Source organism: Mycolicibacterium sp. P4_G11 (assembly GCF_056555145.1).
In genome coordinates this window covers 14,601-29,352 of sequence record NZ_JBFUJW010000005.1, presented here as the reverse complement: position 1 = coordinate 29,352, position 14,752 = coordinate 14,601, and the positions used below count along the sequence as shown (strand labels likewise).

Annotated in this window: 13 protein-coding genes; 6 read left to right on the top strand and 7 right to left on the bottom strand. The window is 67.6% G+C overall.

The window, feature by feature from the left end:
• Positions 1 to 147 precede the first annotated feature (147 nt).
• From AC1U2B_RS11390 to AC1U2B_RS11370, 5 genes are all read left to right on the top strand, one after another.
• Positions 148 to 816 carry a lytic transglycosylase domain-containing protein gene (locus tag AC1U2B_RS11390; RefSeq protein ID WP_480217289.1) on the top strand — a complete coding sequence of 223 codons (669 nt, stop codon included), beginning with the start codon at positions 148 to 150 and terminating at the stop codon, positions 814 to 816.
• 100 nt (positions 817 to 916) lie between these two features.
• A complete protein-coding gene (eno, locus tag AC1U2B_RS11385) occupies positions 917 to 2,206 on the top strand; it encodes a phosphopyruvate hydratase (protein ID WP_480216886.1) in 1,290 nt (429 codons plus the stop codon).
• A 23-nt stretch (positions 2,207 to 2,229) separates the two neighbouring features.
• A complete protein-coding gene (locus AC1U2B_RS11380) occupies positions 2,230 to 2,910 on the top strand; it encodes an FtsB family cell division protein (protein WP_043398981.1) in 681 nt (226 codons plus the stop codon).
• Complete coding sequence (locus AC1U2B_RS11375) at positions 2,903 to 3,394, top strand: DUF501 domain-containing protein (RefSeq protein ID WP_480216885.1); 492 nt, start codon at positions 2,903 to 2,905, stop codon at positions 3,392 to 3,394. The genes AC1U2B_RS11380 and AC1U2B_RS11375 overlap by 8 nt, the downstream gene beginning before the upstream one ends.
• Positions 3,385 to 4,344, top strand: a complete 960-nt coding sequence (locus AC1U2B_RS11370; RefSeq protein WP_480216884.1) for a Ppx/GppA phosphatase family protein — start codon at positions 3,385 to 3,387, stop codon at positions 4,342 to 4,344. The genes AC1U2B_RS11375 and AC1U2B_RS11370 overlap by 10 nt, the downstream gene beginning before the upstream one ends.
• 437 nt (positions 4,345 to 4,781) lie before the next feature.
• Here the strand turns inward: AC1U2B_RS11370 and AC1U2B_RS11365 are convergent, their stop codons facing one another.
• Positions 4,782 to 5,537, bottom strand: coding sequence for a cutinase family protein (locus tag AC1U2B_RS11365; RefSeq protein WP_480216883.1), 756 nt, complete (start codon positions 5,535 to 5,537; stop codon positions 4,782 to 4,784).
• A 255-nt stretch (positions 5,538 to 5,792) separates the two neighbouring features.
• Here AC1U2B_RS11365 and AC1U2B_RS11360 point away from each other — a divergent pair, with 255 nt between their 5' ends.
• Positions 5,793 to 6,620 (top strand): class I SAM-dependent methyltransferase, encoded by an 828-nt coding sequence (locus AC1U2B_RS11360; RefSeq protein ID WP_480216882.1) that lies wholly within the window; start codon positions 5,793 to 5,795, stop codon positions 6,618 to 6,620.
• 2 nt (positions 6,621 to 6,622) lie between these two features.
• Here the strand turns inward: AC1U2B_RS11360 and AC1U2B_RS11355 are convergent, their stop codons facing one another.
• Genes AC1U2B_RS11355 through AC1U2B_RS11330 form a run of 6 tightly spaced genes read right to left on the bottom strand, consistent with a single transcriptional unit; the run spans position 6,623 to position 14,730 of the window.
• Complete coding sequence (locus tag AC1U2B_RS11355) at positions 6,623 to 7,303, bottom strand: response regulator (protein ID WP_043398993.1); 681 nt, start codon at positions 7,301 to 7,303, stop codon at positions 6,623 to 6,625.
• On the bottom strand, positions 7,300 to 9,828 hold the full coding sequence (locus AC1U2B_RS11350; RefSeq protein WP_480216881.1) for a DUF4118 domain-containing protein: 2,529 nt from the start codon (positions 9,826 to 9,828) through the stop codon (positions 7,300 to 7,302). The genes AC1U2B_RS11355 and AC1U2B_RS11350 overlap by 4 nt, the downstream gene beginning before the upstream one ends.
• An 11-nt stretch (positions 9,829 to 9,839) precedes the next feature.
• Entirely contained in the window at positions 9,840 to 10,799 is a 960-nt protein-coding gene (locus tag AC1U2B_RS11345; protein ID WP_480216880.1) for a potassium-transporting ATPase subunit C, read from the bottom strand.
• A gap of 2 nt (positions 10,800 to 10,801) precedes the next feature.
• Positions 10,802 to 12,970: a potassium-transporting ATPase subunit KdpB gene (kdpB, locus tag AC1U2B_RS11340; RefSeq protein ID WP_043399003.1), complete on the bottom strand. Its 2,169-nt coding sequence runs from the start codon at positions 12,968 to 12,970 to the stop codon at positions 10,802 to 10,804.
• On the bottom strand, positions 12,971 to 14,641 hold the full coding sequence (gene kdpA / locus AC1U2B_RS11335) for a potassium-transporting ATPase subunit KdpA (RefSeq protein ID WP_480216879.1): 1,671 nt from the start codon (positions 14,639 to 14,641) through the stop codon (positions 12,971 to 12,973).
• Positions 14,641 to 14,730, bottom strand: coding sequence for a K+-transporting ATPase subunit F (locus AC1U2B_RS11330; RefSeq protein WP_020099126.1), 90 nt, complete (start codon positions 14,728 to 14,730; stop codon positions 14,641 to 14,643). Before AC1U2B_RS11330 ends, kdpA begins: the two co-directional genes overlap by 1 nt.
• Between the last annotated feature and the right edge of the window lie 22 nt (positions 14,731 to 14,752).

Here is a 14,752-nt window from a genome sequence, read left to right as displayed (position 1 = left end):
AAGCTTGCGCTCCGGGGTGCACTCAGCTCGGCATGCGACGATGACAGGGCGACGAATCCGTCGAGAATCTCAGTGCATGGGGGAGTACCGGTGTTGCGAGCGCGTTGGCTGCGGGCGAGCGCTGTCGTCGCCGCGACGGCGCTCCTGATGGCCTCGAGCTGCTCGTTTCAGCCCGGCTACCTGCGCGGAGTGCCGCCGCCGGCCGGGCCTGCCGTGCCGCCGATCAACACCCACGTGAAGGGCCGGGGCGCCGATCAGCTGCGCGACTGGGCCGAGCACCTGGCACCGCCGCTGGGCATTCCGGCCATGGCGCTGGAGGCCTATGGGTACGCCGCGCGCGTCGCCGAGGTCGAGAACCCCAAGTGCCACATCGCGTGGACGACGCTGGCGGGCATCGGCATGGTCGAGAGCCACCACGGCACCTACCGCGGCGCGACCATCGCCCCGAACGGTGACGTGACGCCCCCGATCCGGGGCGTGCCACTCGACGGAACCATGAACAACCTGCGGATTCCGGACTCCGACTCCGGCAGCATGGACAGCGACGACGCCGTCGACCGCGCCATGGGACCCATGCAGTTCATCCCGGACACCTGGCGGTTGTACGGCGTCGACGCCAACAACACCGGCTTCGCCAGCCCCGACAACATCGACGACGCGGCGCTGTCGGCGGCGGGTTACCTCTGCTACCGCGGTAAGGATCTGTCCAGCCCGCGCGGCTGGATGGACGCGCTGCACGCGTACAACATGTCCGACGACTACGCCCGCGCCGTGCGGGACTGGGCGACGGCATATGCGAACGGGCACCAAAGATAGGTAGCCAAGATCGGTACCCGTAGCTGCCGCACTTCCGGTCTTGGCACCGTTTAGGCTGATGGGCGTTCGCACGAGTCCGTGACGCCAAAGGGAGACCCAAGTGCCAATCATCGAACAGGTCGGAGCCCGCGAGATTCTCGACTCTCGGGGAAATCCGACGGTCGAGGTCGAGATCGCACTGACCGATGGAACGTTCGCCCGTGCGGCCGTGCCGTCGGGTGCGTCGACCGGTGAGCACGAGGCTGTCGAACTGCGTGACGGTGGCCCCCGCTACCTCGGTAAGGGTGTCGAGAAGGCCGTTGAGGCCGTGCTCGACGAGATCGCTCCCGCGGTCATCGGCCAGGCTGCCGACGACCAGCGCATCATCGACCAGGCGCTGCTGGACCTGGACGGCACTCCGGACAAGTCGCGCCTCGGCGCCAACGCCATCCTCGGCGTCTCCCTGGCCGTGGCGAAGGCCGCTGCCGACTCCGCCGGCCTGCCGCTTTTCCGCTACATCGGCGGCCCGAACGCCCACATCCTGCCGGTGCCGATGATGAACATCCTCAACGGTGGCGCCCACGCCGACACCGGCGTCGACGTCCAGGAGTTCATGGTCGCTCCGATCGGTGCCCCGACCTTCAAGGAATCGCTGCGCTGGGGCGCCGAGGTCTACCACTCGCTCAAGTCCGTGTTGAAGAAGCAGGGCCTGTCGACGGGCCTCGGTGACGAGGGCGGTTTCGCGCCTGACGTCGCCGGCACGTACGCCGCGCTCGAGCTCATCAGCACCGCCATCGACGCCACCGGCCTGAAGCTGGGCAGCGACGTGGCCCTGGCCCTCGACGTCGCGGCCACCGAGTTCTACACGGACGGAACGGGTTACGCCTTCGAGAAGCAGACCCGCACCGCCGAGCAGATGGCCGAGTTCTACGCCTCGCTGCTCGACTCCTTCCCGCTGGTGTCCATCGAGGACCCGCTGTCCGAAGACGACTGGGATGGCTGGGTGGCGCTGACCACCGCGATCGGTGACCGCGTCCAGCTCGTCGGCGACGACCTGTTCGTCACCAACCCGGAGCGCCTGGAAGAGGGCATCGAAAAGGGTGCCGCCAACGCGCTGCTGGTGAAGGTGAACCAGATCGGCACGCTCACCGAGACTTTGGACGCTGTCGCCCTGGCGCACGCCAACGGCTACAAGTCGATGATGAGCCACCGCAGTGGCGAGACCGAGGACACCACCATCGCCGACCTGGCTGTCGCGTGCGGCTGTGGCCAGATCAAGACCGGTGCCCCGGCCCGCAGCGAGCGTGTCGCCAAGTACAACCAGCTGCTGCGCATCGAGGAGACCCTGGGCGACGCCGGGCGGTACGCCGGCGACCTGGCGTTCCCGCGTTTTGCGGTGGAAGCCAAGTAGTTTCGCGGGTCTGACCTACCGATATGGCCGATCCCAAACGGCGTTCCCCCGCCTCTCGCCCCGCCAAACCCGGCGAGGCGAAGCGGGGGCGCGCCGGGAACGGCACGTCGGCCGCCAAGGCGGGTAACCGGCCCAAGGCCGAGCCCCGGCGGGTCCCGGAAAATCTGCCCGTCCCCGTCACCGAGCCCATCCGGCAGGCCTACACGGAGTCGGTCGAGCACCATGCCGAGCAGCGGCTGGGGTCCGCGGCGCGCCGGGCGGCGATTCTCGCCGTCGTGGTGTGCGTGCTGACCCTGACCATCGCCGGACCGGTGCGCACCTTCTTCGCGCAGCGCACCGAGATGCAGCAGTTGGCCACGGCAGAGTCCCAATTACGTTCGCAGATCAGCAATTTGGAGCAGCAAAAGGTGAAGTTGGCCGACCCGGTGTACATCGCCGCGCAGGCCCGTGAGCGATTGGGCTTCGTGATGCCGGGCGATATCCCGTATCAGGTGCAACTGCCTCCCGGTGCCGTCGCGACGCCCGTCGCGCCCGCGCCGTCGCCCACCGCGAAGAGCAACCAGCCCTGGTACACCGCGCTGTGGCACACCATTGCCGATCAGCCGCACGGCCTGACGCCGACGCCGGCGGTCGTTCCGCCCGGCCCCGATGGCGCCGTGCCCTCGACTGACCAGCCCGCACCTCAGGCGCCGCCCGGTGGTTGACGCTGCTGATCTGGAAGCCGTTGCGGCCCAACTGGGGCGGGAACCGCGTGGGGTCCTGGAGATCGCCTACCGCTGCCCCAACGGCGAACCCGGCGTGGTCAAGACCGCACCGCGGTTGCCCGACGGAACTCCTTTTCCCACCCTGTATTACCTGACCCATCCGGCGCTGACGGCTGCGGCCAGCCGGCTCGAGTCGTCCGGGCTGATGCGGGACATGACCGAACGTCTGCAGGCATCCGAAGAGTTGAGCGCGGCGTATCTGCGGGCGCACGAGTCGTTCCTGGCCGAGCGGGACGCCATCGAGTCGCTGGGGACGACGTTCTCCGGCGGCGGGATGCCGGACCGGGTGAAGTGCCTGCATGTGGTGATGGCGCATTCGTTGGCAAAAGGCCCGGGCATCAACCCCTTTGGCGATGAGGCGCTGGCGTTGTTGGCGGTCGAACCGGCGATGGCCGGGATTCTGGATCCGAAGGTGTGGGTGTGAGTTCGCGGGTCGCGGCAGTGGACTGTGGCACAAACTCCATCAGACTTCTGATCGCTGATGTCGCCGACGGTCGGTTGCGTGACGTCCATCGCGAGATGCGGATCGTCACCCTCGGTGAAGGTGTCGACGCCACAGGCGAATTCGCGCCCGCCGCGCTGGCCCGGACCGAAGCCGCGCTGGCCGACTACGTCGACGTGATGCTGGCGCACGATGTGTCCAAGGTGCGGATGGTCGCGACCTCCGCGGCCCGGGACGCCGGCAACCGCGACGAGTTCTTCGCGATGACGGCCCGGCTGCTGGGCCGGGTGATGTCGGGCGCGGTGGCCGAGGTGATCACCGGGACCGAGGAAGCGGCGTTGTCGTTCCGCGGCGCCGTCGGCGAATTGGACCCGGCGACAGGACCTTTCGTGGTCGTCGACCTGGGCGGCGGTTCGACCGAGGTGGTGCTCGGCGGGTCCGGTGCCGCGGTCGAGGACGTGGTGGCCAGCTTCTCGGCCAACATCGGCTGCGTGCGGCTCACCGAGCGATGCCTGCAGACGGATCCGCCCACCGCCGACGAGGTGGCGGCGGCGCGTGCTGTGGTGCGCGAGAAGTTGGCTGAGGCTTTGGACGTCGTGCCCGTCGAAGGTGCCCGCACCTGGGTCGGCGTGGCCGGCACATTCACCACGGTGGCCGCGCTGGCCCTGGGCCTACCCGAGTACGACTCCGAGGTAATTCACCTGTCCCGCATCGGAATTCCCGATGTCGTCAAGGTGTGCGACGACCTGATCGCGATGCCACGGGCGCAACGTGCCGAACTCGGCCCCATGCACCCGGGCCGGGTGCCGGTGATCGGCGGCGGGTCGGTCGTCGTCGAGGAATTGGCCCGCGAATTCGGTCAGCGGGCGGGGATCGCGGAATTGGTGGTCAGCGAGCACGACATCCTGGACGGCATCGCGCTGTCTGTCTGACGCCGAGCGTGGGGGTTTCCGCGGAAATTCGATGAAAATCCCTCGTCAACCCCCACGGTCGACGGTCGAGATTTCTAGTTAGACCTTGCAGTTCGGGCGGTTGTGGCAGTGGTGTCCGTCGCGGCATGCGTTGCACTGACAGCCGCACGTCGACACGTTCTTGGTGGAAACCTTCATTACTGTTCACCCCTGATTGTCTCGGCTTATCGAGATATGACTACTTCACCATAGTTCGATCAGGGTGCCGCGTGAAGGTCGCGGAGGAGACTGGTCGATGTCCGGGTGCTACGGCGAGTGTGACGGCCAGCGCGGTGACGCGCGCGAAAAATCAACGCTAAGCGCCACGTTCGGCGTAGGAGCCTGGGCAACGTCATAACAGACCGGCGGCCGGAATCAGTCCTCGTGAGACTGACTTCCGGCCGTCGGCTGGGGTTGATTCAGTTGGCTGTGTCGTCCGAGGTCTGGACGATGGGCGCGGCCGGAGCGGCGGGGGCACCCAGCTGGCGGGCGACGAAGTCCGCGGCCTGGTTGGCCATGCCGTTGAACTTGTAGGCGCTGTGGGCGGAGCGGTCCATGCCGCCACCGCAGATCGGGTCGCCGGGGGCGCACAGCTGGATGGTCTTGCCGGCGTACGCGCCGCCGATGTTGATGGCGGGGGCGCTGCGGTCGGCGACGCTCAGCACGAACGGGCTCGGGGTGCCGAACAGGACCACTGCGGCGACGTGCGAGGCGACCGAGGAGGGCATCGGGCCGCTGATGCCGGCGGGCAGGACGAACCCGGCGGGCACGCTGCTCATGGTGCTGTAACCGGCGACGGCGGCGCCCTGCGAGTAGCCGCCGATGACGATCTTGGTGGCGGGGCACGAGGCGGCGATGGACTCGATGCGGTTGGTGGCGTCGGCGACGCCCTCGGCGGCCTGGCCGAAGTCCAGGGAGGCGGGGTAGTTCACGCCGTAGGCGTCGATGTTGCGGCCGGGCATGCGGGCGTTCAGTGCGTCGACGAAGGCTTGGCCGGTGGCTCCGACGCCGGGGCCTTCGAAGGTGCCGCGGGCGAAGACGACCTCGACGTTCGCACAGGAGTCGTCGGCGGCGCTGGCGGTGGCGACCGGGCCGGCGATGGCGCCGACGGCGATCGTGAAGGCGGCCACGGCGGTCAGTGCCACCTTGTTGGCCACGTTACGAATGGCGCTCATGTTGTTTCCCCGTCCTTGAAGTTCTAGTTGCCTGGTATAAGCCGAACGGGGGTGCTGCGATTCCGCCTGCCCGGTGTGACGTACCGCATATCTAGGGTGGCTAACCATTAGGGATGATCTGCGGGCTCTGATGCGTTGGGTTCTTGCCGCGCAAATCAGGGTGCCGTCGTTCGCGTCACGGGGAGCGCGTGTGGTCGGCCAACTGACGGATAAAAATCAGTCGAACTGCACGCGCCGAGCTGTAAGGATGAAGCCGTGATCGACGACTGGCGCAGCATCAATCTGGCGAACTGGGAGGCGCGGGTGCCGCTGCACACCGCACTCGATGGCTACGACCTGGCTGACTTCGACGACCCCGAATACCTTTCGGCCGTAGTGCGTTACGACTTGCCGCGGCTCGGGCAGCTCGACGGCCGCGACGTGGTGCACCTGCAGTGCCACATCGGTACCGACACGGTATCGCTGGCCAGGCTCGGTGCCCGCTCGGTAACGGGGCTGGACTTTTCGCCGGCCGCCCTGGACGCGGGCCGGGACCTGGCTCGTCGGGCCAACGCCGACGTGCGCTTCGTCGAGTCCGACGTGGATGGTGCGGTCGGGGCGCTCGGCGCGGGATGTTGCGACGTTGTCTACACCGGCATCGGCGCCCTCTGCTGGTTGCCCGACATCCGTCGGTGGGCGGCTGTCGTCGCCGAGCTGCTGCGGCCAGGGGGCCGGCTGTTCATGCGCGAGGGACACCCCGTGATGTGGGCGATCTGCGACCCGCGGCCGGACGGTCTGCTGGTGCTGGAGTATCCCTACTTCGAGGATGGCGGAACGGTTTTCGTCGAACACGAGAGCTACGCCGGCTCGGGTGTCGTCACCGCGCCCGAGTCGGTCAGCTTCAACCATGGTCTCGGGGAGATCTTCACCGCGCTCACCGAGGCCGGGCTGACCGTCACCGCGCTGGAAGAACATCGCGAGGTGCCATGGAATCCGTTGGGGGATGCGATGATCCTCAGCAGCGACTTCGAGGAGGAATACGTCCTCGCCGGCGAGCGTGACCGGATGCCGATGACCTACACCCTGCAAGCAGTGAAAAGCTGACGCTACTCCTGGAAGCGGTACCCCATCCCGGCCTCGGTCAGCAGGTGCTTGGGGTGTGATGGGTCGACCTCGAGCTTGCGGCGCAGCTGCGCCAGGTACACGCGCAGGTAGTGGGTCTCCTTGGCGTACGCCGGACCCCACACCTCTTTGAGCAGTTCCTCGCGGCCCACCAGCTTGCCGCGGTTGCGCACCAGCATCTCCAACATGCCCCATTCGGTGGGGGTCAGGTGCACCTCGTTGCCGCTGCGGGTCACTCGCTTGGCCGCGAGATCGACGGTGAATGAGGATGTTTCGACGACGGGCTCGTCGGTCTCGGATGCCGCCGCGCCGCGCCGCACGGCGGCCCGCAGCCGGGCCAGGAACTCGTCCATGCCGAACGGCTTGGTCACGTAGTCGTCGGCCCCGGCGTCGAGGGCCTCGACCTTGTCCATCGAGTCGGTGCGCGCCGACAGCACGATCACCGGAGCCGTGAGCCAGCCGCGCAACCCGGCCAGCACGTCGATGCCGGACATGTCGGGCAGGCCGAGGTCCAGGATCACCACGTCGGGTTTGTGTTCGGCGGCCGCCTTCAATGCCTCGGCGCCCGTGGCTGCGACGGTGACGTCGTACCCGCGCACCGACAGGTTGATCCGCAACGCACGCAGAATCTGTGGTTCGTCGTCGATGACCAGAACCCGTGTCACACCCGATCCTTTCCCGCGGCTGCCAGGTCCACCACGACGGTCAGCCCGCCGCCGGGGGTGTCGGTGGCAGAGATGGTGCCGCCCATTGCTTCGACAAAACCGCGCGCGACCGAAAGACCAAGTCCCACACCGGTGCTGTTGTCGTGGTCGCCGAGGCGCTGGAACGGCGCGAACAGCTGCTCCTCGGCGCCGCGGGGGATGCCGGGCCCCTCGTCGACGATGGTGATCAGCACCCGGTCGCCGACCTGTCCGGCGTTCACCCGCACCACGCTGCCCGCGGAGTAGCGCAGCGCATTGTCGATAAGGTTGACCAGCACCCGCTCCAGCAGGCCCGCATCGGCCAGTGCGACGGCGTCGCCGGCTTCGACCTTGATTCGCTCGAGCCCACGGTGCCCGTAACCGGTTGCGCCCCGGCTGATTCCGAGCAGCGCCCGCTGCACGACCTCTTCCATGTACACGCGCCGCAGCTCCGGTTTCACCACCCCGGCGGCCAGCCGCGAGGAGTCCAGCAGGTTGCCCACCAACGCGGTCAGCTGGTCGACGGATTCCTCGACGGTGGCCAGCAATTCGGCGGTGTCTTCGGGGGAGAAGCCGACGTCTTCACTGCGCAGGCTCGACACCGCGGCCTTGGCTGCGGCCAGCGGGGTGCGCAGGTCGTGGCTGACGGCGCTGAGCAGCGAGCGGCGCAGTTCGTCGGCCTTGGCGATGGCTTCGGCGCGGCCGGCTTCCTCGGCCAAGGCACGCTGGCGCACCAGTCCCGCCGCCTGCCGGGCGACGGCGCCGAGTACCCGACGGTCGCGCGCCTCGGTCTTGCGGCCGGCCATCAGCAGCCAGTATTCGTCGTCGCTGACCTCGATCGCGGTGTCGGCGGAATCGACTGTGACACAGGGTTGTGCGCCGACGCACGCGACGATGCCGTCCTCCTCGTGCAGCAGGCTGACGGCCCGTTGCGCATAGGTCTCGCGGACGCGTTCCAGCAGCGTGGTCAGGTCGGCGCCGCGCAGCACGCTGCCGGCGAACAGGGCCAGCAGCTCGGCTTCCTGTGAGGCGTGCCGGGCTTCCCTGGACCGTTTGGCGGCGCCGTCGACCAGTGCGGCGACCGCCACCGCGACGGCCAGCAGCACCACAATGGTCAGGGCACTGTCCGGATCCGCGATGGTGAAGCTGTACCGCGGGGCGACGAAGAAGTAGTTGAGCAGCAGCCCGGACAGGACTGCCGACAGGGCGGCCGGGGCCACGCCGCCGAGCAGCGCGACGATCAGCACACCGATGAAGAACACCGCGCTCTCGCCGCCGATGTGCAGGAACGGATCCAGCAGCGCGGTGATGGCGGTGATGATGGCCGGCACGACGACAGCGGCCAGCCAGGACGCCAGGTGCCGCTGCCCGCGGGTCGCCGTCGACCAGGACCAGCCGGGCTGGGACTGCTCATGGGTGACCATGTGCACGTCGATTTTGCCGGAGTTCTGGACGGTCTTGGCGCCGATGCCCTCGTCGAATAGCCGGGCCCAGCGCGACCGTCGCGATGTGCCCAACACCAACTGGGTGGCGTTCATCTCTCGGGCGAAATCCAGTAGGGCACTGGGGACGTCACCGTCACTGCCGCCGACGACGGTGTGCAGGGTGGCGCCGAGACTGGTCGTCAGCTCACGTACCTTGCCCATCTGCGGCGCGGAGACTCCCGTCAGTCCGTCGCCGCGGACGACGTGCACCACCATCAGCTCGGCGCTGGATTTGGAGGCGATGCGGGACGCCCGCCGGACCAGGGTCTCTGATTCCGGGCCGCCGGTGACCGCCACGACGACTCGTTCGCGGGCTTCCCAGGTATCCGAAATATTGTGCTCGGCACGGTATTTCGCGAGCGCGGCGTCGACCTGGTCGGCCAGCCACAGCAGTGCCAGTTCGCGCAGGGCGGTGAGGTTGCCCTGCCGGAAGTAGTTGGACAGCGCCGCATCGACGCGTTCGGGTGCGTACACGTTGCCGTGGGACAGCCTGCGGCGCAACGCTTCCGGGGTGATGTCGACCAGTTCGATCTGGGCGGCGCTGCGCACCACCGAGTCCGGCACCGTCTCCTGCTGCTCGATGCCGGTGATCTGGGCGACGACGTCGTTCAGGCTCTCGAGGTGCTGGACGTTGACGGTGGAGATGACGGTGATGCCGGCGGCGAGCAGTTCCTCGACGTCCTGCCAGCGCTTGGCGTTCTTGCTGCCGGGCGTATTGCTGTGCGCCAGTTCATCGACCAGCACCACCTCGGGGTGGCGGGCCAGCACCGCCGGGACATCCAGCTCGGCGAAGGTCCCGCCGCGGTAGTCGATGAACCGCGGCGGGATCCGTTCGATGCCCTCCAGCGCCTCGGCCGTCTTCTTGCGGCCGTGCGTCTCGACCACGGCCGCGACCACGTCGGTGCCGCGCTCGAGCCGGCGGCGCGCCTCGCCGAGCATCGAGAAGGTCTTGCCCACGCCGGGGGCCGCACCCAGGTAGATGCGTAGCTCGCCCCGCTTGTCCGGCACTTCCATGTACCCCATTGTCCAGTAGGTCAGCTGGTTGCCGGACGAAGTCCGGCAGATGACCCGAGCGGGTATCGCTTGTCCAACGCGAGATTCAGCTGCAGGACGTTGACCCGCGGCTCACCCATGAAGCCCAGGGCACGGCCACTGGTGTTGTCCTGCACCAGAGCCCGGACCTGGTCAGCCGAGATGTGTCGGACCTTGGCGACCCGGCCCACCTGCAGGTCGGCGTAGTCGACCGAGATGTCGGGGTCCAGTCCACTGCCGCTGGCGGTGACGGCGTCGGCCGGAACCTGCGGGTCGGCCGACGCCGAACCGCGGATCGCGACGATCTGCCCGGCGGTGTAATCCTCGCCGTACTTGGCGCATTCGACGCGCACACCCTCATAGGTCGTGGCGAACGGCGTCGTGGTCGTGTCGCACGGCTGGTTCACACTGACCACCTTGGTGGGATGCGTGACGTTGCCCGTGGCATCGCGCGGACCGATCACCGACAGCACCGCGCCCACGCCGTCCGAGGTGCAGAACGGACGTGCCCCGGCGTTGTGGTCCAGGCCCTCGGTGTCCGCGACGCCGTAGCTGCGCGTGCACACCTGGGTCAGCAAGCTCGGCTTGAATCCGGCATCGCTGGCCGACTTGCCGGCCTTGATCTCGGCCGGGTCACCGGGCGTGTCGACAATGCTCTCGGGGCCGAGGTTGCTCGCGCCGCTGGCCATCGGGTCGTACCCGGTGCCGGCGGCCGACGGCCGACCCTGGAAATACTGCGGCAGCACATTGCCTTTGGCGTCGGTGAACAGCTGGCCGATGAGGGAGCTGCCGACGACCTTGCCGCCCGCGGTGACGAGCGAGCCCTCGGCCTTGTCCTTGAGCCCGGGGAGCTGGGCGATGGCCCAGACGAGCACCGGGTAGGCCAGACCGGTGATGACGGTCAGGACCAGCAGTGCGCGCAGGGCGGCAGCGTGTACGCGAATCAGGTTGCCAATATTCATGATTAAGACATCCCCGGGATGAACTGGATGAGCAGGTCGATGAGTTTGATGCCGATGAACGGGGCGATGATGCCGCCGAGGCCATAGACATACAGGTTGCGGCTCAAGAGCTTTGACGCACTGCTGGGGGTGTATCGGACACCGCGCAGCGACAGCGGGATCAACGCGATGATCACCAGGGCGTTGAAGATCACCGCGGACAGGATCGCCGACTGCGGGCTGTGCAGCCGCATGATGTTCAGCAGATCCAGGCCGGGGAACAGGGCCACGAACATCGCCGGGATGATCGCGAAGTACTTCGCGATGTCGTTGGCGATGGAGAACGTGGTCAACGCGCCGCGGGTGATCAGCAACTGCTTGCCGATCTCCACGATCTCGATGAGCTTGGTCGGGTCGGAGTCGAGGTCGACCATGTTGCCGGCCTCTTTGGCCGCCGAGGTGCCGGTGTTCATCGCGACGCCGACGTCGGCCTGGGCCAGCGCGGGGGCGTCGTTGGTGCCGTCACCGGTCATCGCGACGAGCTTGCCGCCCGCCTGTTCCTTCTTGATCAGTGCCAGCTTGTCCTCGGGCGTGGCTTCGGCCAGGAAGTCGTCAACCCCGGCCTCGTCGGCAATCGCCTTGGCGGTCAACGGGTTGTCGCCGGTGATCATGACGGTGCGGATGCCCATCTTGCGCATCTCGTCGAACCGCTCCCGCATGCCTTGCTTGACGACGTCCTTGAGGTGGATCACGCCGAGCACTTCGGCCTTGCCCTGCTGAATGCGACCGACCACCAACGGGGTGCCGCCCGCCGCGGAGATGCCGTCGACGATCTCGCCCAATTCGAATGGCACGGTGCCGCCGTGGCCCCGAATCCAGTCGGCGACGGAGTTGGCCGCACCCTTGCGCAGCTGCTGGCCGTCGTGCAGATCCACGCCCGACATGCGGGTCAGCGCCGTGAACTCGATCCAGGTGGCGTCGGTCAACTCACCCGGGGTACGGGCGCGCAGGCCGTAGGTTTCCTTGGCGTACACCACGATCGACCGACCCTCGGGGGTCTCGTCGGCGAGGCTGGACAGCTGCGCCGCATCGGCGAGCTGCTCAGCGGTGACACCGGGCACCGGGAGGAAGCCCGACGCCTGGCGGTTGCCGAGGGTGATGGTGCCCGTCTTGTCGAGCAGCAGGGTGTTGACGTCGCCGGCGGCTTCGACGGCGCGGCCGGACATGGCCAGCACGTTGCGCTGCACCAGCCGGTCCATGCCGGCGATACCGATGGCGGACAGCAGTGCACCAATTGTGGTGGGGATCAAACAGACCAGCAGCGAGACCATCACGATGCCGGTGACGCCGAAGGCATCGAGCGCCTCGGTGTCGGGCACGCCCGGGTTGTTGGCCTTCGAGTAGATGGCCAGCGGCTGCAGGGTCGCGACGGCGAACACGAAGATGATCGTCAACGCGGCCAGCAGGATGTTGAGCGCGATCTCGTTGGGGGTCTTCTGCCGGTTGGCGCCCTCGACGAGCGCGATCATGCGATCGACGAAGCTCTCGCCCGGCTTCTGGGTGATCTGCACGACGATCCGGTCGGACAGCACCGTGGTGCCGCCGGTGACGGCGCTGCGGTCGCCACCGGATTCCCGGATGACGGGGGCTGATTCGCCGGTGATTGCCGACTCGTCAACGGAGGCAATGCCTTCCACCACGTCACCGTCGCCAGGGATGACCTGCCCGGCCTCGACCACGACGATGTCGCCCTGCTGCAGCAGCGGAGCGGCGATCTCCTCTTCGGTTCCGGCGCTGCCCGGCGCCCAGCCGACCAGCTTGCGGGCCATGGTGTCGGACTGGGTCTTGCGCAGGCTCGCGGCCTGCGCTTTGCCGCGGCCTTCGGCAACAGCTTCGGCCAGGTTCGCGAAAACGACTGTCAGCCAGAGCCAGAACACGATCAGCCAGGCGAACCAGCTGGGCTCCAACGCGGCCAGGACCGTCGACCAGACGGCGCCGATCTCGACGATCAACATCACGGGGTTGCGCCACAGGGTGCGCGGGTCCAGCTTGCGCAGGGCGTCCGGCAGCGACTTCCACAGCATCTTGGGGTCGAGCAGGCCGCCTTGCACGCGGCCCTTGCTCTTGGCGCCGTGGGCCTGTGCGGGGTGGTCGGGGTCAGCGATCCCGACGGTTGCGGTGTTGGTGGACATCTAGTGGATTCCTTCAGCAAGGGGGCCGAGCGCGAGGGCCGGCAGGAAGGTGAGGGCGACCAGGATCAGCGTCACGCCGGCGACCATGCCGACGAACTGCGGACGGTGCGTCGGCAGCGTGCCGATCGACGGGGGAGTGCTGCCCTGCTTGGCCAGCGAGCCGGCCAGCGCCAGCACCAGGATCATCGGCAGGAAGCGGCCGATCAGCATCGCCAGGCCCAAAGCCGTGTTGTACCAAACGGTATTGACCGAGAGGCCTGCGAACGCCGAGCCGTTGTTGTTGGCCGCGGAGGTGAAGGCGTACAGCACTTCGGACAGGCCGTGCGGGCCCGCGTTGAGCATCGCCGCGCGTTCACCCGGCAGGGCCATGGCAAAAGCGGTGCCGGTCAACACGATCAGCGGGGTCACTAGGAAATAGCTTGCCGCCAGCTTGATCTCACGTGGAGTGATCTTCTTGCCCAGGTACTCGGGGGTGCGCCCCACCATGAGGCCCGCCACGAACACCGTGATCACCGCGAGGATCAGCATGCCGTACAGGCCGGACCCGGTACCGCCCGGTGCGACCTCACCGAGCTGCATGTTGAACATCGTCATCATGCCGCCGAGCGAGGTGTACGAGTCGTGGAACGAATCCACCGCACCGGTGGAGGTCAGCGTGGTGGCGGTGGCGAAGACTGCCGAATTGGCCACGCCGAAGCGCTGTTCCACGCCTTCCATCGCCGACCCGATGGCGGTGGGCACGGTGCCGTGGTGCTGTCCTTGGAACAGCATCATGAGGCTGCAGCTGATCAGGGCGAGCGTGGCCATCACCGCGACGATCGCGTAACCCTGCTTGCGGCTGTCGACCATGCGGCCGAAGGTCCGCGGCAGGGAGAACGAGATCACCAGCAGCAGAAAGATTTCCAGCCAGTTGGTCCAGGCGGTCGCGTTCTCGAACGGGTGCGCCGAGTTCGCGTTGAAGAAACCGCCACCATTGGTACCCAGTTCCTTGATGACTTCCTGGCTGGCCACTGGGCCACCGGTGATGGTCTGCTGGGCGCCGGCCAGGGTGTCGACGATCTGGTCGTGCAGGTGGAAGTTCTGGATCACGCCACCGGCGATCAGGATCACCGCGGCAATCACCGCGAGCGGCAACAGGATTCGGATGGTGCCGCGCACCAGGTCGACCCAGAAGTTGCCCAGTTCGGTGGCGTGCCTACGGGCGAACCCGCGGACCAGTGCGACGGCCACGGCCATGCCGACGGCGGCCGAGACGAAGTTCTGCACCGACAGGCCGGCCATCTGGACCAGGTGGCCCTGGGTGGTCTCGCCCGAGTAGGCCTGCCAGTTGGTGTTGGTGACGAAACTGACGGCGGTGTTCCACGCCAGGTCGGCCGTCATCGGGGTGGCCGGGTTGTTCAGGTGCAGCGGCAGCAGGCCCTGCACCAGTTGGAAGGCGAACAGGAACAGCAGGGAGATGGCGGAGAAGGCCAGCGCGCTGCGGGCGTAGGCGCCCCAGTTCTGTTCGGCATGCGGATCGGCGCCGATCGCCTTGTAGATGAGACGTTCTGCGCGCGAGTGCTTTTCCGACGTGTACACGCGGAACATGTAGTCGCCCAACGGCACATGGACCGCCGCGAGCGCGACGATGAGTGAGAGCAGGAACGTGATGCCTGCGGCGGTGGGGCTCACTAGAACCGCTCCGGAAAGAGCAGCGCGGCGACGAGGAACAGTGCGATCACCAGACACAGCACCAGGCCGATGGCGTTGGCGTAGTTCACAGGCGTTCCACCGCCTTCTGGA

Bases quoted from the DNA above. Each gene is read 5' to 3' on its own strand.
- AC1U2B_RS11350 (WP_480216881.1), bottom strand. From the start codon at position 9,828: ATGGGGTACATGGAAGTGCCGGACAAGCGGGGCGAGCTACGCATCTAC.
- AC1U2B_RS11380 (WP_043398981.1), top strand. From the start codon at position 2,230: ATGGCCGATCCCAAACGGCGTTCCCCCGCCTCTCGCCCCGCCAAACCC.
- AC1U2B_RS11390 (WP_480217289.1), top strand. From the start codon at position 148: ATGGCCTCGAGCTGCTCGTTTCAGCCCGGCTACCTGCGCGGAGTGCCG.
- kdpB (WP_043399003.1), bottom strand. From the start codon at position 12,970: ATGTCCACCAACACCGCAACCGTCGGGATCGCTGACCCCGACCACCCC.
- AC1U2B_RS11365 (WP_480216883.1), bottom strand. From the start codon at position 5,537: ATGAGCGCCATTCGTAACGTGGCCAACAAGGTGGCACTGACCGCCGTG.
- AC1U2B_RS11345 (WP_480216880.1), bottom strand. From the start codon at position 10,799: ATGAATATTGGCAACCTGATTCGCGTACACGCTGCCGCCCTGCGCGCA.